We start from the raw sequence: 18,161 nt of genomic DNA on the forward strand, positions 1-18,161 counted from the left end.
CCCTTCCGCACACCGCGCCGGCCGGCGGTGAGAATGCGACCGGGGGCGCGAGTGGGACGACGGCGGGAGCGGCGGCGATGAGCGACACGGACACGGACGGCGAGCGCACCGGGGGACTGCGGGTGGCCATGCGCGGGCGGGACCCGGATGAGGAGCACCGGGCCTCCACCCCCTTGGAGCTGCTGTTCGACCTGACGTTCGTGGTCGCGGTCTCCCAGGCCGCGCTCCAGTTGCACCACGCCCTCGCCGAGGGGCGCCTCGGGCCGGGGGTGGCCGCCTACGCGGCGGTGTTCTTCGCGATCTGGTGGGCGTGGATGAACTTCACCTGGTTCGCCTCCGCCTACGACACCGACGACGTGCCCTACCGGCTGCTCACGCTGGTGCAGATGGCCGGGGTGCTGGTGCTGGCCGCGGGGGTGGGCTCGGTGTTCGAGGACGGCGACTTCACCGTGGTCGTCCTCGGCTACGTGCTGATGCGGCTGGCCCTGATCAGCCAGTGGGCGCGCGCCGCCGTCGCCCACCACGACGGCCGGGCGGGCGCGCTGCGGTACGCCGTGGGCGTCGCCCTGGTGCAGGTGGGATGGATCGCCCGGCTGTGGGTGCCCGGCGCGTGGGCCTGGCCCACCTTCGTCGTGCTGGTGGCGGCGGAGCTGGCGGTGCCCGCGTGGGCGGAGTTCCACAGGCGCCGCACGCCGTGGCACCCCGGGCACATCGCGGAACGCTACGGACTGTTCACCATCATCGTCCTCGGTGAGGTGATCCTCGCGTCCTTCACGGCGATCCGCTCCGTCGTGGCGGGCCGGGGCCTGTCCGCGTCCGTCCTGCTGGTGGCGCTGGGCGGTCTGCTGCTGGTCTTCGCCCTGTGGTGGATCTACTTCGCCGTGGGTGAAGCCGTCCTGTCGAGCCTGCGCACCGCTCTGACCTGGGGGTACGGGCACTATGTGGTCTTCGCCGCGCTGGCCGCGATCGGCGCCGGGCTGGAAGCCGCGTCGGCGGCCTCCGAACACCACGCGCACCTCTCGATCCGCGCGGCGGGCCTGGCCGTGGCCCTCCCCGTCGCCCTCGTCCTGCTCGTCCTGGGCGGACTGCACCGCGCCGGCGGCACCGGGACCCCGGGGCACGCCCCGCTGCTGGCCGTGGGCGCGGCCGTCGTGGTCGTCCTGGGCCTCTGCTCCCCGGCGCTGGGGGCCGGAGGAGCGGTCCTGGGAATGGGCCTGGCGGTGAGTGCCACCCTGGCCGCCGACCTCGTCGTCCTCCGCCGCCGGTCCGGCACCCCCGGCCCCCGGGCTCCCCATGGGCACGCGGAAGGGCCCGGACGCCGGGGAGCGTCCGGGCCCTCGTGAGGGTCTGTGCCGCCGTACGACTACGGCAGCTGTGCCGCCCGTGCCTCGCGGCGGTTGTCGCGGAAGGTGTTCACCCGCCGCGCCGTGGCGAAGAGCGGGATCACCGCCCCCAGCACGACCTGGAGCGCACAGCCCGTCTGCAGGAGCAGCTGGCCACCGGGGGCGTCGAACGCCCAGGCGGCGAGGAGCCCCATCGCGGCCACGATCCAGCTGAGCATCGCCACCGCGAGGACACCGCGCGGCTTCGGGTACTCGACGCGGCTCACCATCAGCCACGCCACCCCGATGATCGCCAGCAGCGTCGGTACGAAGGGCAGCTCCAGGAGCACGATCGAGACGACCGTGAGCGCTCCGAAGGGGCTCGGCATGCCCTGGAACATGCCGTCCTTCAGCGTCACGCAGGAGAACCGCGCAAGCCTCAGCACCACCGCCAGCAGCACCACGATCGCCGCGAGCGCCGACACCCGCTGGTGCGCGTCGTCCGCGACCATGCCGTACACCAGCACGAAGTAGGCCGGTGCGAGGCCGAAGCTGATCAGGTCGGAGAGGTTGTCCAGCTCCGCGCCCATCGGCGAGGACCGCAGCTTGCGCGCCACGAGCCCGTCGAAGAGGTCGAACACCGCGGCCATGAGCATCAGGATCACCGCGGTCGCCGCGGAGTGCCTGGCCATGCCCGACTCGTCACTGCCCGTGAGGTGCGGGATGAGGATCCCCGTGGTGGTGAAGTACACCGCCATGAAGCCGCACGTCGCGTTACCGAGCGTGAGGGTGTCCGCTATCGAGAGGCGCAACGAGAGGGGCATGTCCTCGGCGTCGTCCTGCTCCTCGGCCTCGGGCACCCAGCCCGCCTGAGTATCAGGATCAATCACGGTCAATGCGAGTCACCCCCGCGGTGGTGGCCTGACCGACCTCGACCGCGGCCTCGACACCCTCCGGAAGGTAGATGTCGACGCGCGAGCCGAAGCGGATCAGACCGATGCGTTCGCCCTGCTCCACCTTCGTCCCCTGCGGGATGTACGGGACGATACGACGGGCGACCGCTCCCGCGATCTGCACCATCTCGATGTCGCCGAGCTCGGTGTCGAAGTGCCAGACGACGCGCTCGTTGTTCTCGCTCTCCTTGTTGAACGCCGGAACGAAACCACCGGGCACGTGCTCGACGGACGTCACGGTGCCGGACAGGGGCGCCCGGTTGACGTGGACGTTCAGCGGGCTCATGAAGATCGCGACGCGGGTGCGCCCGTCCTTCCACGGCATGATGCTCTGCACCACGCCGTCGGCCGGTGAGATGACGCGACCCTGGGTGATCTCGCGCTCGGGGTCACGGAAGAACCACAGCATGCCCGCCGCGAGCGCGGTGGTGGGCACGGCCACGGCGGCCCAGCGTCCGGACTTGCGGGCCCGGACGAGGCTGAGTGCCGCGGTGGCGACGGTCGGGAGGAGCCACGGCGATGCTCCGCGCGCAAGGCGGACCCCACCGCGCGGTGCAGGGGTTTGGCTGTCGGGCATGGATGACCTTCGTAGCGGATGATGCCGCGCAGGCAACGGGGGGACGGCGGCTTTCCGGCGATGCTATCGGGTACGAGCGGCAACTGGGCAAGCCAGCAGTCGAGTCGGACAGCTGAAACGCTCCCGGCGAGGGTGACCGGGTGTGATGTTCTTCGCCACCAAATCACCTCTAAGGGGACAATCAGCCCTGGAACCGGTACTCCTCGAGGAGCCGGCGGCCGATGATCATTTTCTGGATCTCGGCGGTACCTTCGCCGATCAGCAGCATCGGGGCCTCCCGGTAGAGGCGCTCGATCTCGTACTCCTTGGAGAAGCCGTAACCGCCGTGGATGCGGAAGGCGTCCTCGACGACCTCCTTGCAGTACTCGGAGGCGAGGTACTTCGCCATCCCTGCCTCCAGGTCATTTCGCTCCCCGGAGTCCTTTTTGCGTGCCGCATTGACCATCATCGCATGCGCGGCTTCCACTTTGGTGGCCATTTCGGCCAATTTGAACTGGATCGCCTGGTGCTGGGCGATCGGCTTTCCGAAGGTGTGACGCTGCTGGGCATAGGAAACGCCCAACTCGAAGGCACGCTGCGCGACACCGCAGCCACGCGCCGCGACATTCACCCGGCCCACCTCGACTCCGTCCATCATTTGGTAAAAACCGCGGCCGGTGGTGCCGCCCAGGACCCGATTGGCCGGAATGCGCAGTCCGTCCATGACGAGCTCGGTCGTGTCGACGCCCTTGTAGCCCATCTTGTCGATCTTCCCCGGGATGGTGAGACCGGGGCGGACCTCACCGAACCCCGCCTCCTTCTCCACCAGGAAGGTCGTCATCGAACGGTGCGGGGCCGTGCCCTCGGGGTGTCCTTCGTCACTCCGGCACAGGACGGCGACCAGCGTGGACGTGCCGCCGTTCGTCAGCCACATCTTCTGGCCGTTCAGGACGTACTCCTCGCCGTCCCGCACCCCCTTCGAGGTGATCGCCGAGACGTCCGAACCCAGCGCCGGCTCGGACATCGAGAACGCGCCCCGCACCTCGCCCAGCGCCATCCGCGGCAGGAAGGTGTCCTTCTGCTCCCGCGTACCGTGCTGCTTGAGCATGTACGCCACGATGAAATGCGTGTTGATGATCCCCGACACACTCATCCAGCCGCGCGCGATCTCCTCGACGCACAACGCATAAGTGAGAAGCGACTCGCCCAGACCGCCGTACTCCTCCGGAATCATCAGCCCGAACAGGCCGAGTTCCTTGAGGCCTTCGACGATTTCCGTCGGGTACTCGTCGCGGTGCTCCAGCCGTGTCGCGACGGGAATGATCTCCTTGTCGACGAAATCACGGACCGTGGAGAGGATTTCCCGCTGGACATCGGTCAGGCCGGCGGTCTGCGCGAGACGGCTCATGACTGCTTCTCCCCGTTCTTCTGCGGCGGCTGGACGGGCTCGGGGCGGCCGGGCTGCTCCCCGCCCCGCTCCTGGACGTACGTCTCGGTGGGGACCATCACCGTGCGGCGGAACACGCAGACCAGCGTGCCGTCCTGCTTGTAGCCCCGGGTCTCGACACGGACGATCCCGCGGTCGCTCCTGGACCGCGACGGCGTCTTGTCCAGGACCGTCGTCTCCCCGTAGACCGTGTCACCGTGGAAGGTCGGCGCCACGTGCTTCAGCGACTCCACCTCCAGGTTGGCGATGGCCTTGCCGGAGACGTCCGGCACCGACATGCCGAGCAGCAGCGAGTAGACGTAGTTGCCGACCACGACGTTCCTCTTGAAGTCGGTCGTGCGCTCCGCGTAGTTGCTGTCCAGGTGCAGCGGATGGTGGTTCATGGTCAGCAGGCAGAAGAGGTGGTCGTCGTATTCCGTGACGGTCTTTCCCGGCCAGTGCTTGTAGACGGCACCGACCTCGAATTCCTCGAAGATGCGCCCGAATTGCATGATCAGGCCTCCGGCGCTTCGAAAGCGGTGGTGCGCCGCATGCCGGCCGCCCGGCCCTTGCCCGCGACCACCAGGGCCATCTTGCGGCTGGCCTCGTCGATCATCTCGTCGCCCAGCATCGCCGACCCCTTCTTGCCGCCCGCCTCCGAGGTGCACCAGTCGTACGCGTCGAGGATCATCTCCGCGTGGTCGTAGTCGTCCTGTGAGGGCGAGAACACCTCGTTCGCGGCGTCCACCTGCCCCGGGTGCAGCACCCACTTGCCGTCGAAGCCCAGCGCCGCCGCCCGGCCCGCGACCTCGCGGTAGGCGTCCACGTCGCGGATCTGGAGGAAGGGCCCGTCGATCGCCTGGAGGTCGTGCGCGCGGGCGGCCATCAGGATCCGCATCAGGATGTAGTGGTAGGCGTCCGCCGGGTAGCCGGGCGGTTGCTGGCCGACCACCAGCGTCTTCATGTTGATGGAGGCCATGAAGTCGGCCGGGCCGAAGATCAGGGTCTCCAGACGCGGCGAGGCGCCCGCGATGTCGTCGATGTTCACCAGGCCCCTGGCGTTCTCGATCTGCGCCTCGATGCCGATGCGCCCCACCTCGAAGCCCATCGTCTTCTCGATCTGCGTCAGCAGCAGGTCCAGCGCCACGACCTGCTGGGCGTCCTGGACCTTCGGCAGCATCACGCAGTCGAGGTTCGCCCCCGCGCCCTCGACGACCGTGACCACGTCGCGGTACGTCCAGTGCGTCGTCCAGTCGTTGACCCGCACCACCCGGGTCTTGCCGCTCCAGTCCCCCTTGTTGAGCGCGTCCACGATGGTGTGGCGGGCGCCTTCCTTGGCCAGCGGGGCGCAGGCGTCCTCCAGGTCCAGGAAGACCTGGTCGGCCGGCAGGCCCTGGGCCTTCTCCAGGAACCGCGGGTTCGAGCCGGGCACCGCCAGGCAGGAGCGGCGCGGACGCAGCCGGTTCACGGACGCTGTGGGCGTGGTCATGCGGGGACCTCCAGAGGGTCGAGCTTGTTGGCTGTACGGATCTCGTCGACGATACGGCCGATGATCTCCGTGATACCGAAGTCCTTCGGGGTGAAGACGGCGGCGACACCGGCCTCGACGAGGGCACGCGCGTCGGCCGGCGGGATGATGCCGCCCGCGATCACCGGGATGTCCCTCGCTCCGGCCTCGCGCAGCCTGGCCAGTACGTCGGGCACCAGCTCGGCGTGCGAGCCGGACAGGATGGACAGGCCGACGCAGTGCACGTCCTCGGCCAGCGCCGCGTCGGTGATCTGCTCCGGGGTCAGCCTGATCCCCTGGTAGACCACCTCGAAACCGGCGTCCCTGGCACGGACGGCGATCTGCTCGGCGCCGTTGGAGTGCCCGTCCAGACCGGGCTTGCCGACCAGCAGGCGCAGCCGCCCCACGCCCAGGTCCGCGGCGGTCCGGGCGGCCTTCTCGCGGACCAGGGCGAGCGGGGTGCCCGGCTCGGCGGTGACCGCCAGCGGGGCGGAGGAGACGCCCGTGGGGGCCCGGAACTCGCCGAACACGTCGCGCAGGGCCCAGGTCCACTCACCCGTGGTGACGCCCGCCCGCGCGCACGCGACGGTCGCCTCCATCAGGTTGGCGGTGCCCGCGGCGGCCTTCTTGAGGCCGGCCAGCGCCTCGGAGGCCCGCGCCTCGTCCCGGTCGTCCCGCCACGCGTGCAGCGCGGCGACGACCCGGGACTCGTTCGCGGGGTCCACGGTCATGATCGCGGCGTCCAGGTCCGCGGTCAGCGGGTTCGGCTCGGTGCTCTCGTAGACGTTGACGCCGACGATCTTCTCCTCGCCACCCTCGATCCGGGCCCGCCGCGCCGCGTGCGAGGAGACCAGCTCCGACTTGAGGTAGCCGGACTCGACGGCGGCCATCGCGCCACCCATCCGCTGGATCCGGTCCATCTCGGCCAGCGAGGCGGTGACCAGCTCGCCCACCTTCGCCTCGATCACCCGCGAACCGGCGAAGATGTCCTCGTACTCCAGCAGATCGCTCTCGTGCGCCAGCACCTGCTGGATCCGCAGTGACCACTGCTGGTCCCAGGGGCGGGGCAGGCCGAGCGCCTCGTTCCAGGCGGGCAGTTGCACCGCGCGGGCGCGGGCGTCCTTGGAGAGGGTGACGGCCAGCATCTCCAGGACGATGCGCTGGACGTTGTTCTCCGGCTGCGCCTCGGTCAGCCCGAGGGAGTTGACCTGCACGCCGTAGCGGAAGCGCCGCTGCTTCGCGTCCTCGATGCCGTACCGCTCGCGGGTGACCTGGTCCCAGATGCGGCCGAACGCCCGCATCTTGCACATCTCCTCGATGAAGCGGACGCCCGCGTTCACGAAGAAGGAGATACGGGCGACGACGTCCCCGAACCGCTCCTCGGGCACCTGCCCCGACGCGCGTACCGCGTCGAGCACGGCGATGGCCGTGGACATGGCGTACGCGATCTCCTGGACCGGGGTGGCCCCGGCCTCCTGGAGGTGGTAGCTGCAGATGTTGATCGGGTTCCACCGGGGGACGCGCCCGACCGTGTACGCGATCATGTCGGTGGTCAGCCGCAGCGAGGGGCCGGGCGGGAAGACGTGCGTCCCGCGCGAGAGGTACTCCTTGACGATGTCGTTCTGCGTGGTGCCCTGGAGCCTGGCCGGGTCGGCGCCCTGCTCCTCGGCGACGACCTGGTAGAGCGCGAGCAGCCACATGGCGGTGGCGTTGATTGTCATGGAGGTGTTCATCTGCTCCAGGGGGATGTCCTGGAACAGCCGGCGCATGTCACCGAGGTGCGAGACGGGGACCCCGACCCGGCCGACCTCGCCGCGGGCCAGGACGTGGTCGGGGTCGTAGCCGGTCTGGGTGGGCAGGTCGAAGGCGACCGACAGGCCGGTCTGGCCCTTGGCGAGGTTGCGCCGGTAGAGCTCGTTGGACGCCTCGGCGGTGGAGTGGCCGGCGTACGTCCGCATGAGCCACGGGCGGTCCTTGTGACGGCCGCTCATCTCAGACGTCCCGGAAGCGGTTGATGGCCTCGACGTGCCGCTCGCGCAGCTCCGGGTCGCGCACGCCCAGGCCCTCACGGGGGGCCAGCGCCAGGACGCCGACCTTGCCGTGGTGCAGGTTGCGGTGCACGTCGTACGCGGCCTGGCCGGTGTCCTGGAGCGCGTACACCTTGGAGAGCGTCGGGTGGATCTTCCCCTTGGCGACCAGCCGGTTCGCCTCCCACGCCTCGCGGTAGTTGGCGAAGTGCGAGCCGATGATGCGCTTCAGCGACATCCACAGGTAGCGGTTGTCGTACTCGTGGGTGTAGCCGGAGGTGGAGGCGCAGGTGACGATCGTGCCGCCCTTGCGGGTCACGTACACGCTCGCGCCGAAGGTCTCGCGGCCCGGGTGCTCGAAGACGATGTCCACGTCCTCGCCGCCGGTCAGTTCGCGGATGCGCTTGCCGAACCGCTTCCACTCGCGCGGGTCCTGGTGGTGCTCGTCCTTCCAGAACCGGAAGCCCTCGGCGGTGCGGTCGATGATCGCGCTCGCGCCCATCTTCCGGCAGATCTCGGCCTTCTGCTCACTGGAGACGACACAGATCGGGTTGGCGCCGCCGGCCAGGGCGAACTGCGTGGCGTACGAGCCGAGTCCGCCGCTCGCGCCCCAGATCAGCACGTTGTCGCCCTGCTTCATGCCCGCGCCGTTGCGCGAGACGAGCTGCCGGTACGCGGTGGAGTTGACCAGGCCCGGGGCGGCGGCCTCCTCCCAGCTCAGGTGTCCGGGCTTGGGCATCAGCTGGTTCGACTTCACCAGGGCGAGTTCGGCCAGGCCGCCGAAGTTGGTCTCGAAGCCCCAGATGCGCTGCTCGGGGTCGAGCATCGTGTCGTTGTGGCCGTCGGACGACTCCAGCTCGACCGAGAGGCAGTGCGCGACGACCTCGTCGCCCGGCTGCCAGGCGTTGACGCCGGGGCCGGTGCGCAGGACGACGCCCGCCAGGTCGGAGCCGATGACGTGGTAGGGCAGGTCGTGGCGCCGGGTCAGCTCGCTGAGCTTGCCGTACCGCTCCAGGAAGCCGAAGGTCGCCATCGGCTCGAAGATGGAGGTCCAGACGGAGTTGTAGTTGACCGAACTGGCCATCACGGCGACGAGCGCCTCGCCGGGACCGAGCGGGGGAACCGGCACCTCGTCCAGGTGCAGGGAGGTACGGGGGTCCTTGTCACGGGTGGCGAGTCCGGCGAACATCTCGGTCTCGTCCTTGTGCACGGTCACGGCACGGTACGACTCGGGGACGGACAGAGCCGCGAAGTCGGCGGTGGTGCTGTCCGGCGACTGGATCGCGTCCAGGATTTCCTTCACGGTGGTGCCTCCGGCAGATCGGGTCCCGGGCGTCGAGGGAACGCCTGAGACGCCCCTTGGGCGGGGGAGTGGTGCGGTGTGGAGGTGTGCCGTCGGTTCGGCGGGGGTGCTGCGGCGTGCTCGGTGGAGCGGAAGGGATGCCTGTGACGCAGGCGTCCGGGCGCGCGGACCATGGTCTGCGGGGACAGCCGGCGCACGAAGTGGTTTCTGCGCGCCGGCCGCCCGGACACCTTCACGGTATGGCACTGCGTGACAGGTGACAAGGCACCGAGTGCCAACAATTTCTCTCACTTGTCTTCCGCGGTGCACGCATGAGCGCCATCATGGCCGGTATGCCGGACTCGTCCCGCGCTGATGAGGCTGGGAGAGGTGCTACGGCGTGGTGCGGTACACGTACGGAGTGACGGTGCTCAGGGCGCTGAACCCGAGCCGGCGCAGGATCGGTGCCGACCGGTCCGTGGCGTCGGCCTGGAGATACCGGTAGCCGCGCTCCGCCGCGAGAGCGGCCCGGTGGGCGACCAGGGCGCGGTAGACGCCCCTGCCCCGCCAGCGCTCCACGGTTCCGCCGCCCCAGAGCCCCGCGAAGCCCGTGCCGGGGTGCAGTTCCATCCGGGCCGAGCTGACCGGTTCCCCGTCGGCCAGTGCCACCAGCGCGACGAACGTGCCGGGGTCCCCCGCGAGCCGGGCGAGCACCTGGTGGCGCAGCCGCGACCCGTCGGTGCCGAAGGCGCTCTCGTGGGCGCGCACCATCAGGTCCACCCCCGCCGCGTCGGTCACGGTCTGCAGCCGGACGCCCTCGGGCAGCCGTACGTCGGTGGCGAGGTCCGCGACGGGGGCGACGAGCAGGGTCTCCGGCGGCTCGGCCCCGAACCCGGCGGCGGTGAGCAGCTCACCCAGCGAGGCGGGGTCGTCGTGCGCGTACCGCTTCCACTCGAACTCGCCGAGCCCCAGCGCCGTGTAGTGCTCGATCTGTGCCGTGATCGCGGCCCGCGCGGCCGCGGGGGAGAGGCCGGGGGCGGTCCAGACGACCCCGTTCCAGTCGTCGGCGCCGCCGGTCTGCCGGACGACCGGGCCGGCCCGTTCGACGCGCACGCCGGGGCCGTCGGGGCGGGCGTGTTCACGCATCTCGCGGTCGAAGAGGGCCAGTGTCTCCTGGGGTCGCATCCACGCATCGGACCACGGGCGGTGCCGCCGTGCCATCGGTTTCCGGGCCGGGGCGTCGCCGGGCTGCGACACGGGCTGCGACACGGCGCCTGGAGGCGTCAACCGGCGGGCTCGGGGCAGATGGAAGTGATCTTGAGCTGGTCACGAGAGGTACGAGGAAGAGGGGGTGGGGCGCCCGATGCCGGTACAGGTCCGCAGACGCGTCCGGGGAAGCCGCGGGTCCACGTTCGATCTCCGTCGCACGGCGCTGGGGTTCGTCCTCCTCGCCGTGCTGGTCTGCGGCGTGGGGCTGACCCTCCGTGTCGGCCTGGCGAGCGCCGGACGGCATCCCGTCGCCGCCGCGCTGCTGGCCCTCGCGCTGGTGGCCGGCGCCGTGGCGTTCCTGCGCCGCCGCCGCAACCGCAGGGCGGCGGCCCGGGGCGCGGCGGCGGCCGTGGAGACCGCGTACGAGGTCGTGGACGCGGCCCTGGCCGAGGCCGCTCCCCCCGAGGGCGAGGCCGCCGCCGCGTACGAGGCCGCCCCCGCCGCGTACGGGTCCGGCCTCACCGGGGGCGAGCCCACCGTCGCCCTCGCGGACGAGCCGGCGGGACCTGTCGGCGGACCGGCCGTCCCGGAGCCGGTGGGGCAGCTCGCTCCGGAGCCGGCGGACTGGGTCGCCATGGACCCGTACGCCTTCGAGGAGGCCGTCGCCGCCCTCTGCCGCCGCGACGGCTGCCGGGACGTGGAGGTCGTCGGCGGCGCGGGCGACCTGGGGGCCGATGTCACGGCCACCACGCCCGACGGCCGCCGCCTGGTCGTGCAGTGCAAGCGCTACACGGACGGGAACAAGGTCGGCTCGCAGGACCTCCAGCGCTTCGGCGGCACCTGCTACGCGGTCCACCAGGCGGGCGCGGCGGTCGTCGTCACCACCAGCACGTTCACCGAACCCGCCCTGGAGTACGCCGGGCGGTGCGGCATCGTCTGCCTCGACCTCGCCGGGCTGACCGCGTGGAGCGAGGACGGCGCGCCGCTGCCCTGGCACACCGGGGCGGCCGTGCTGTCCGTCGAGGGGTGAGAGCCGGGCCCGAGGGGGGTGAGCGCCCCGCTCAGCGCTCCTTCAGGGCCCGCTGGATGGTCCGCATCACCTCGTCGAGGGGGGCGTCGGTACGGGCCACGGCGACCAGCACCTCGCCCTCGGAGGTGACCGAGGCGGCCGGGGCCCTCGTGGGCTCGCTCCCCGCGGTCCGCCCCGCGCCGATCCCCGTACCGAACGTGTCCCGCACGATCGCGAACGCGTGGTCGAGCTGGGTCTCCACGTCGCCCTGGCCGTCCGCCCGCAGCCACCGCCGCAGCACATGGTTGTGGGCCGTCACCACGGCGGAGGCGGCCACCTCGGCCAGCAGCGGGTCGTCGTTGCCCACCTGGTGGTCCCGCTCGTCGAAATGGCCCAGCAGATAGCGGGTGAAGAGGCGCTCGTAGCGGGCCACCGAGGCGATCTCGGCCTCCCGCAGCGTGGGCACCTCACGGGTCAGCTTGTAACGGGCCACGGACACCGCGGGCTTCGCCGCGTACATCTTCATGACCTCTTTGATGCCCCGGCACACCGTGTCGAGCGGATGCTCGTGCGCCGGCGCGGCGTTCAGGACCGCCTCGGCCCGCACCAGCGTGTCGTCGTGGTCCGGGAAGATGGCCTCTTCCTTCGACCGGAAGTGGCGGAAGAACGTCCGCCGGGCGACCCCCGCCGCTCCCGCGATCTCGTCGACCGTCGTCGCCTCGTACCCCTTCGTGGCGAACAGTTCCATGGCCGCCGCGGCCAGCTCGCGGCGCATCTTGAGCCGTTGGGCGGCGGCACGGGTACCTGCTGCGCTCTCCGGGGCGTCCGTCGCGGCGGAGGAGCGGGGTGACTTGGCGGGTTGGGACATGGTGTGAACGTAGCTCATCGGCGCACGTGTGTGCGCCTGCGGGGGCGGACCGCCCGGCGCTCCGGGCGGCCCGCCCCGTCCGGCCCCCGTTCCCGGGGGCCCGGCGGTGGCCGGCGCGGGGCCGGCACCGGCCACCGCCGCCCGCTCAGCGGCGGGCGTACTCCCGGAAGCCGCGCCCCGTCTTGCGGCCGAGGCAGCCAGCGGCCACCAGGTGTTCGAGCAGCGGGGCCGGTGCCAGTCCCGGATCGCGGAACTCGCCGTGCAGGACCTTCTCGATGGCCAGCGAGACGTCGAGCCCCACGACGTCCAGCAGCTCGAAGGGGCCCATCGGGTAGCCGCCGCCCAGCTTCATCGCCGCGTCGATGTCGTCGGGGGTCGCGTAGTGCTCCTCGACCATCTTCACCGCGTTGTTGAGATACGGGAAGAGCAGCGCGTTCACGATGAAACCGGCCCGGTCGCCGCAGTCCACGGGGTGCTTGCGCACCGCCGCGCAGACCTCGCGGACCGTGGCGTGCGCCTCGTCGCCGGTGAGCACCGTGCGGACCACCTCGACCAGCTTCATCGCGGGCGCCGGGTTGAAGAAGTGCATCCCGACGACGTCCTGGGGGCGCGAGGTCACCCGGGCCACGGCCACGACCGGCAGCGAGGAGGTGGTGGTGGCCAGCACCGCGCCGGGCTTGCAGACCTTGTCCAGCGTCCTGAACAGCTCCCGCTTGACCTCCAGGTCCTCGGCGACCGCCTCCACCACGAGATCCACCCCGGCGAGGGCGTCGAGCGAACCGGCCGGAGTGATCCGGGCGAGCGTCTCGTCCCGCGCCTGGGCCGTCAGCCGCCCCTTGGCGACCGACCGCTCCAGCGACGTCGCGATCCGCTCCCTGGCCGTGTCCGCCTTCTCCGGGCCACGAGCGGCGAGCACCACGGCGTACCCGGCCTTCGCGAAGACCTCCGCGATGCCCGAGGCCATCGTCCCGGAGCCGGCGACGCCCACCGAGGACACCGGACGCCCGGCGACCGCACCCGCGCCGGCCACCGGAGTCAGCGCGTCCGGCACCACGGTCCGGCCGCCGGGGGCGTCGTACGTGTAGAAGCCGCGGCCGGACTTGCGGCCGGTCAGGCCCGCCCTGCTGAGCTGCCCGAGCACCGGCGCCGGGGCGTGCAGCCGGTCGTGCGAGGCGGAGTACATGGCCTCCAGGACCGTGCGCGCGGTGTCGACGCCGATCAGGTCCAGCAGGGCGAGCGGGCCCATCGGCAGCCCGCAGCCCAGCCGCATCGCGGCGTCGATGTCCTCGCGGGACGCGTAGTTCGCCTCGTACATGGCGGCGGCCTGGTTGAGGTAGCCGAACAGCAGCCCGTCCGCGACGAAGCCCGGCCGGTCACCGACCGCCACCGGCTGCTTGCCCAGCTCGCGGGCGAGCCGTGTCACCGCCTCGACGGCCGAGGGGGCGGTCAGCACGGAGGAGACCACCTCGACCAGCTTCATCGCCGGGGCGGGGTTGAAGAAGTGCAGGCCCAGGACGCGTTCCGGACGGCGCGACTCCGCCGCGAGCCGGGTCACCGACAGCGCGTTGGTGCCCGTCGCGAGGATCGCGGCCGGGGAGACGACGGCGTCCAGGTCGCGGAAGACCTGCTGCTTGATCTCGTACGTCTCCGGCACGACCTCGATGACCAGTTCGGCGTCCGCCGCCGCCCGGAGGTCGCCGAACGTGCGGAAGCGGGCGAGGACGTCGCGCCGCTCCCGCTCCGTGATCTCCTCACGCCGCACGGCGCGCGCGGTGGAGGCTTCCAGGGAGGCGACGGCCTGCCGGGCGGCGGCCTCGCTGACGTCGATGCCGATGACCTCGCGGCCCGCGCGGGCCAGGACCTCGGCGATGCCGGTTCCCATGGTGCCGAGGCCGACGACGGCGATGGTGCGGAGCGGGGTGTCCATCACGGGACTCCAGGGTGAGTGACGACTGTGAGGGGCACGGCGGCGCATGCGGCACGGGTGAACCGGCGCGCGGCGTGCGGGAGTTGCGTTCCGTGGTGCACGGATCCCGGAGCGCGCGGGGCGCGCACCCGGGCCGGGAGGGGCGACGGACTCTGTCCCGGAGTCACGTCACAGAACTGCCGAACCGACAAGCACTCCGGGTGGCTGCGTCACCAGGCCACCGGAGCCGGCGGGTGTGTGGCCCGCTCACTTGAGATTAACCGGCGGGTAACGAGCGCGCCAGCCCCGGGTTGTTGTGCGGTGGGCCACATGTGCGGGGACGGGTGCCCGCCCGACCGCCGCCGGGATCGCGAGTAGACACTGTCTACCCACTCCTGGTAGAACACGGCCCATGACGAATCGGGACGCGGGCCTGGAAGCCCGTCTGGTGGCCGTCGGGGTCCAACTGGTCGAGGAGAGAGGGGTGCAGGCCCTCACCTTGCGCGAGATCGCCCGTGCGGCCGGGGTGTCGCACGGCGCACCGCGCCGCTACTTCCCCACGCATGTGTCCCTGCTCTCCGCCATCGCTCGCACCGGCTTCGCCGACCTGGCCGAACGGGCTGCGGCCGTGACGGCGCCGGGGGAGGCGGAGCGTGATCCCCGCGCCCAGGTCGAGCGGCTGTGCCGGGTCTATCTGGACTTCGCCCGGACGCGGGGCGGCATGTTCGAGCTGATGTTCCGTCACGATCTGCTCGAAAGCGGTCACTTGGGCCTTCGCGAGAGCAGCCTGCCGCTCTTCGGACTCTTCGCGGACACGATCGGGCGGGCCCGAACCCACCCCGCCGGGGCCGACGCCCGGCTCGTCGCGGGTGCGCTCTGGGCGGGACTGCACGGCATCGCCCAGCTGTGGACGTGGGGCAGCCTCCGTCTCGCCACCGGCGCCGACGACGTCGGGCCGCTGCTGCGCACCCTCCTCGACGCCCACCTCGGTCCGGATCCCCGGTGAGCACCGTCCACAGACGGATCACCCTGGCCGCGAGCGTCGTCGGGGCGGCGGTCGTCGCCCTGGACGGCACGGTACTGACCGTGGTCCAGCCAGGACTGCGCACAGACCTCCACGCCTCCTTCGCGCAGGTCCAGTGGACGAGCACCGGTTACCTGATCGCGGTGGCCGCGCTGCTCGTCCTCGCCGGACGCTTCGGCGACCGCCACGGGCACCGGCGGGTCTTCGCCGTGGGGATCCTCGGATTCGGTGCGACCTCCGCGGGCATCGGTCTGGCGTCGGGGATCGGGCCCGTGATCGCCCTGCGCGTCGCCCAGGGGGCCTGCGGCGCGCTCCTGCAACCGGCCACCCTCGGCATGCTCAGGGCGGCCTTCCCGCCCGACCGGCTCGGCATGCCCCTTGCCCTGCGCACCAGTGCCATCGGCCTGGCGGCCGCGGCGGGACCGCTCGTGGGCGGAGCCCTCGCCGTCCGCCACGGATGGCGGGCGGTCTTCTTCCTCAACGTCCCGGTCACCCTGGTGATCGGGGTGCTCGTGCTCGCCGTGCGCGAACCCGCGGCGCGGACCGCCGCGCCCGGCGGACACCGTCCGGACACGGCGCCCGACCTGCCGGGGGCAGTCCTCCTCGGGACCGCCGTGGGCTGCCTGGTGTACGCCCTCACCTGGATGTCCGGGGACGGTGGGGCGGGCGCGTCCGTGACCGGCCTCGGCGCGGCCGTGCTGGCCGGACACCTGTTCGTGAGACGCCAACGGAGCGCGGCGGACCCGCTGGTGCCCCCAGGAGTGCTCGCCGCACCGGGCGTCGCCGCCGGACTGGGCGTCCTGACGGCCGCCTCCGCCGCCCTGTTCGGAAGCCTGTTCACCGGCGTCTACTACCTCCAGGACGTCCTCGGTCTCGACCCGCTGCGCTGCGCCCTGGTGGCACTGCCGGGGCCGGTGGCCATGGTGGTCGCCGCCCCGCTCTCCGTCCGGCCCGCGCGCCGGTACGGGCCGCGCCGCACGGTCGCGGGCGCGATGATCCTGCTCGCGCTGGGCGACCTGCTGCTGTCCCGCCTCGGCGCGGCACCCGGGCCGGTGCTGATCCGCACCGCGTTCCTCCTGGTGGGCGCCGGTTTCGGAGTCGTGATGGTCGTCGCCACGGATGTCGTCGTACGCCAGGTGCCCGAACGGCACGCCGGGGTCGCGGGCGGACTCCAGCAGACCGCGATGAACATCGGCCCCGCCCTGGGCGTGGCCGTGGCGACCGCCCTGCTGGCCCTGGGCGCGCCCGGCGGTCCCGCCTCCGGATCGCGGCAGGCGCTGTCGCACGCCGTCCCGCCCGCGCTCACGGTGCTTGCGGTGGTGGCCGCCGCCGGAGCCCTCGGCGCCCGCGGACTGCCGGGCCCCGCCGCTGCGGCAAAGCGGCACCGGACGGTCCGTGTGCGGCGATAAACTCAGCGTCATGGACGAGGAGTCACGCTCGCTGACGGACCGTCTCCGGGACGAGGCGGGAGGGTCCCCGCTCTTCGGCCGGCTGCTCGCCACCCAGGACGACGAGGAACTGGCCGCCGCCCTCACCGGCGCCGGACAGCCGCTGTGGGCACGGGAGATCGCCGCGTTCCGGCTCGGCTGCCAGGGCGACCGCCGGGCGTTCGAGGCACTGGTCCTCCTGCTCAACCACCGCGACCCCGAGCGCTGCGTCTCGGCCGCCCACGCCCTGCTGCTGCTCCAGGACCCCCGGACGCCCCGCGCCGCCGCCGCACTCGCCACCAACCCCCTGCGTACGGCCTACGCCCTGCACCCGGTACGCCTGCTGACCGCACTGCGGGCCCCGGAGTCGGTACCCGCGCTGATCACCACGCTCGACCGGCTGCTGGCCCCCGCCGAACCGCACTGGCGGGTCGCGCTCGCGTGCGTGGAGGGCCTGGGCACCCTGGCCGACGACCGGGCCCGCCCGGTCCTTCAAGCGGCCCTGCCGCACCCCCGGTTGGGCCCGGCGGCGGAAGAGGCACTGGGGCGGTTGCGGGCGGGGTGAGGGGGCGTACGGCGTGCGAGGAGAGCGCAGCCGACCGGCAGCCCATCACCGTCCGGCCGTCATCAGTGGCGCCAGGAAAGGGCTCGGTGTGCCGTGCCAGAAGATGTCCAGGCTGTCGCGGGCCCGCGTGGTGGCGACGAACAGCAGCGAGCGTGCCTGCTGGACCTCGCGCCGGTGGCGCACCGGATCGGTGGTACGCCTCCGGTTCACTTCTTGCGGCTGCCCGGCTCCGCCTCGCGCACGATCCGCAGGCCCAGCTGGTCGACGTGGCTGATGTCGACGCGGCCGAGCGGGGTTTCCCCGCCGAGCGCCAGGAGACGGGATCGCGCGATCTCCTGGGCCGTCCAGGCGATCGCCGGACGCACCTCTCGACCATGGTCTCCTTGGAGGCGATGGCCGTTCCAGCTCCGCCGACCGAGCCGGCAGTGCACCACCAGTGACCCGCGCGCTCCAGGTCAGCGTATGCACCCGTTCCGTGAACGGTATGGGAGGTGGTGCAGCCGAGCTGCGCTCTTTGCGCGTGCGGAACGTCGGCGCGGCTAACCGAGGATCTCGTCGTTGGAATCGAACTGGTGTTGGTCAACAGGGAGTGCCGGGAAGTAGTCCGTCTCCGCTCGCCCTGTGAGAACGGCCAGAAGGAAGGACGCGCACTGAGCGTCGTGGTGTTCCCACAACGGCCCACGGCCCTCGTTGAACATGACCGTCCATTCGTCCGGTTCCTGGCCCGGCTTCACCAGCCAATACAGCATGGCCCCTGTGCCCTCGATGTAGGCCCAGGGCAATACCTCCGTACCGGACTCCTGGAGCTGAGCAGGCCTGGGCTCGACCTCCCACAGCTTCTTGAGGGTCTCGGCCTTTTCGGCTGCTTGCGCGAGCAGCTCGTAGTCTTCGTCCGGGCAGGCAGGATCCAGGAGCCAGATCGTCTCGTCGAAGACGCCTCCCCCGTACGTCTCGACAAGCTGTCGGTAATCGGTCGGCAGCGCGGTGCCGAGTGCCCGCTCGACGGCCGGCCAGTCCCTGAAGCGGTGTGGACCGGAAGGCGTGACGAGCTCGGTGAGGCGTTCCACGGCGGGGTGCATG

The 18,161-nt window shown here is 71.7% G+C and carries 18 protein-coding genes; 5 read left to right on the top strand and 13 right to left on the bottom strand.

Translation table 11 applies throughout. The annotated features are described in order from the left end of the window. Positions 1 to 77: 77 nt before the first annotated feature. Positions 78 to 1,343, top strand: a complete 1,266-nt coding sequence (locus B9S64_RS28815) for a low temperature requirement protein A (protein ID WP_103489423.1) — start codon at positions 78 to 80, stop codon at positions 1,341 to 1,343. 20 nt (positions 1,344 to 1,363) lie between these two features. On the opposite strand, the gene pssA is transcribed toward B9S64_RS28815, so the two are convergent. The 8 genes from pssA to B9S64_RS28855 form a co-directional block, all read right to left on the bottom strand. After that, positions 1,364 to 2,182 (bottom strand): CDP-diacylglycerol--serine O-phosphatidyltransferase, encoded by an 819-nt coding sequence (gene pssA / locus B9S64_RS28820; protein WP_176724004.1) that lies wholly within the window; start codon positions 2,180 to 2,182, stop codon positions 1,364 to 1,366. Positions 2,183 to 2,204: 22 nt separating this feature from the next. Next, positions 2,205 to 2,852 (bottom strand): phosphatidylserine decarboxylase, encoded by a 648-nt coding sequence (locus tag B9S64_RS28825; protein ID WP_028442374.1) that lies wholly within the window; start codon positions 2,850 to 2,852, stop codon positions 2,205 to 2,207. Between the two features lie 181 nt (positions 2,853 to 3,033). Next, on the bottom strand, positions 3,034 to 4,239 hold the full coding sequence (locus B9S64_RS28830; RefSeq protein WP_028442375.1) for an acyl-CoA dehydrogenase family protein: 1,206 nt from the start codon (positions 4,237 to 4,239) through the stop codon (positions 3,034 to 3,036). Next, complete coding sequence (locus B9S64_RS28835) at positions 4,236 to 4,769, bottom strand: MaoC family dehydratase (RefSeq protein WP_103489422.1); 534 nt, start codon at positions 4,767 to 4,769, stop codon at positions 4,236 to 4,238. The genes B9S64_RS28830 and B9S64_RS28835 overlap by 4 nt, the downstream gene beginning before the upstream one ends. A 2-nt stretch (positions 4,770 to 4,771) precedes the next feature. After that, complete coding sequence (locus B9S64_RS28840) at positions 4,772 to 5,746, bottom strand: CoA ester lyase (RefSeq protein WP_103489421.1); 975 nt, start codon at positions 5,744 to 5,746, stop codon at positions 4,772 to 4,774. Next, positions 5,743 to 7,755 (bottom strand): protein meaA, encoded by a 2,013-nt coding sequence (locus B9S64_RS28845; protein ID WP_103489420.1) that lies wholly within the window; start codon positions 7,753 to 7,755, stop codon positions 5,743 to 5,745. The genes B9S64_RS28840 and B9S64_RS28845 overlap by 4 nt, the downstream gene beginning before the upstream one ends. Position 7,756: 1 nt before the next feature. Continuing rightward, entirely contained in the window at positions 7,757 to 9,094 is a 1,338-nt protein-coding gene (gene ccrA / locus B9S64_RS28850) for a crotonyl-CoA carboxylase/reductase (protein ID WP_103489419.1), read from the bottom strand. A gap of 372 nt (positions 9,095 to 9,466) precedes the next feature. Beyond that, positions 9,467 to 10,258 (bottom strand): GNAT family N-acetyltransferase, encoded by a 792-nt coding sequence (locus B9S64_RS28855; RefSeq protein WP_103489438.1) that lies wholly within the window; start codon positions 10,256 to 10,258, stop codon positions 9,467 to 9,469. Positions 10,259 to 10,436: 178 nt separating this feature from the next. Here B9S64_RS28855 and B9S64_RS28860 point away from each other — a divergent pair, with 178 nt between their 5' ends. Next, complete coding sequence (locus tag B9S64_RS28860) at positions 10,437 to 11,312, top strand: restriction endonuclease (RefSeq protein WP_109492160.1); 876 nt, start codon at positions 10,437 to 10,439, stop codon at positions 11,310 to 11,312. A 31-nt stretch (positions 11,313 to 11,343) separates the two neighbouring features. Here B9S64_RS28860 and B9S64_RS28865 read toward each other — a convergent pair whose 3' ends face one another. Continuing rightward, positions 11,344 to 12,159: a TetR family transcriptional regulator gene (locus B9S64_RS28865; RefSeq protein WP_103489283.1), complete on the bottom strand. Its 816-nt coding sequence runs from the start codon at positions 12,157 to 12,159 to the stop codon at positions 11,344 to 11,346. Between the two features lie 145 nt (positions 12,160 to 12,304). After that, positions 12,305 to 14,086, bottom strand: a complete 1,782-nt coding sequence (locus B9S64_RS28870; protein WP_109492161.1) for a 3-hydroxyacyl-CoA dehydrogenase family protein — start codon at positions 14,084 to 14,086, stop codon at positions 12,305 to 12,307. Positions 14,087 to 14,477: 391 nt separating this feature from the next. Between B9S64_RS28870 and B9S64_RS34245 the strand changes: the two genes are divergently transcribed. The 3 genes from B9S64_RS34245 to B9S64_RS28890 are packed head-to-tail and all read left to right on the top strand — an operon-like array spanning position 14,478 to position 17,081. Beyond that, positions 14,478 to 15,071 carry a TetR/AcrR family transcriptional regulator gene (locus tag B9S64_RS34245; protein ID WP_146060096.1) on the top strand — a complete coding sequence of 198 codons (594 nt, stop codon included), beginning with the start codon at positions 14,478 to 14,480 and terminating at the stop codon, positions 15,069 to 15,071. Then, on the top strand, positions 15,068 to 16,498 hold the full coding sequence (locus tag B9S64_RS28885; RefSeq protein ID WP_181012204.1) for an MFS transporter: 1,431 nt from the start codon (positions 15,068 to 15,070) through the stop codon (positions 16,496 to 16,498). The genes B9S64_RS34245 and B9S64_RS28885 overlap by 4 nt, the downstream gene beginning before the upstream one ends. A gap of 10 nt (positions 16,499 to 16,508) precedes the next feature. Beyond that, entirely contained in the window at positions 16,509 to 17,081 is a 573-nt protein-coding gene (locus tag B9S64_RS28890) for an adenylosuccinate lyase (protein ID WP_181012205.1), read from the top strand. A 45-nt stretch (positions 17,082 to 17,126) separates the two neighbouring features. On the opposite strand, the gene B9S64_RS34635 is transcribed toward B9S64_RS28890, so the two are convergent. The 3 genes from B9S64_RS34635 to B9S64_RS28895 all read right to left on the bottom strand — a co-directional run bounded on the left by B9S64_RS34635 (position 17,127) and on the right by B9S64_RS28895 (position 18,160). Next, the gene (locus B9S64_RS34635) at positions 17,127 to 17,291 is read right to left on the bottom strand and encodes a hypothetical protein (RefSeq protein WP_258317588.1); all 165 of its coding nucleotides are present in this window, start codon (positions 17,289 to 17,291) and stop codon (positions 17,127 to 17,129) included. Then, on the bottom strand, positions 17,288 to 17,446 hold the full coding sequence (locus B9S64_RS34640) for a hypothetical protein (protein ID WP_181012206.1): 159 nt from the start codon (positions 17,444 to 17,446) through the stop codon (positions 17,288 to 17,290). The genes B9S64_RS34635 and B9S64_RS34640 overlap by 4 nt, the downstream gene beginning before the upstream one ends. A gap of 174 nt (positions 17,447 to 17,620) precedes the next feature. After that, positions 17,621 to 18,160, bottom strand: coding sequence for an SMI1/KNR4 family protein (locus B9S64_RS28895; protein WP_103490120.1), 540 nt, complete (start codon positions 18,158 to 18,160; stop codon positions 17,621 to 17,623). Position 18,161 lies beyond the last annotated feature (1 nt).

The organism is Streptomyces sp. SM18 (genome assembly GCF_002910775.2).
Lineage (GTDB): Bacteria > Actinomycetota > Actinomycetes > Streptomycetales > Streptomycetaceae > Streptomyces > Streptomyces halstedii.

Coding starts and splice junctions, on each gene's coding strand:
- B9S64_RS28895 (WP_103490120.1), bottom strand. CDS start 18,160: ATGCACCCCGCCGTGGAACGCCTCACCGAGCTCGTCACGCCTTCCGGT.
- B9S64_RS28845 (WP_103489420.1), bottom strand. CDS start 7,755: ATGAGCGGCCGTCACAAGGACCGCCCGTGGCTCATGCGGACGTACGCC.
- B9S64_RS34245 (WP_146060096.1), top strand. CDS start 14,478: ATGACGAATCGGGACGCGGGCCTGGAAGCCCGTCTGGTGGCCGTCGGG.
- B9S64_RS28865 (WP_103489283.1), bottom strand. CDS start 12,159: ATGTCCCAACCCGCCAAGTCACCCCGCTCCTCCGCCGCGACGGACGCC.
- B9S64_RS28815 (WP_103489423.1), top strand. CDS start 78: ATGAGCGACACGGACACGGACGGCGAGCGCACCGGGGGACTGCGGGTG.
- B9S64_RS28835 (WP_103489422.1), bottom strand. CDS start 4,769: ATGCAATTCGGGCGCATCTTCGAGGAATTCGAGGTCGGTGCCGTCTAC.
- B9S64_RS28830 (WP_028442375.1), bottom strand. CDS start 4,239: ATGAGCCGTCTCGCGCAGACCGCCGGCCTGACCGATGTCCAGCGGGAA.
- B9S64_RS28825 (WP_028442374.1), bottom strand. CDS start 2,852: ATGCCCGACAGCCAAACCCCTGCACCGCGCGGTGGGGTCCGCCTTGCG.
- B9S64_RS28840 (WP_103489421.1), bottom strand. CDS start 5,746: ATGACCACGCCCACAGCGTCCGTGAACCGGCTGCGTCCGCGCCGCTCC.
- B9S64_RS28870 (WP_109492161.1), bottom strand. CDS start 14,086: ATGGACACCCCGCTCCGCACCATCGCCGTCGTCGGCCTCGGCACCATG.
- B9S64_RS28860 (WP_109492160.1), top strand. CDS start 10,437: ATGCCGGTACAGGTCCGCAGACGCGTCCGGGGAAGCCGCGGGTCCACG.
- B9S64_RS28890 (WP_181012205.1), top strand. CDS start 16,509: ATGGACGAGGAGTCACGCTCGCTGACGGACCGTCTCCGGGACGAGGCG.
- B9S64_RS28855 (WP_103489438.1), bottom strand. CDS start 10,258: ATGCGACCCCAGGAGACACTGGCCCTCTTCGACCGCGAGATGCGTGAA.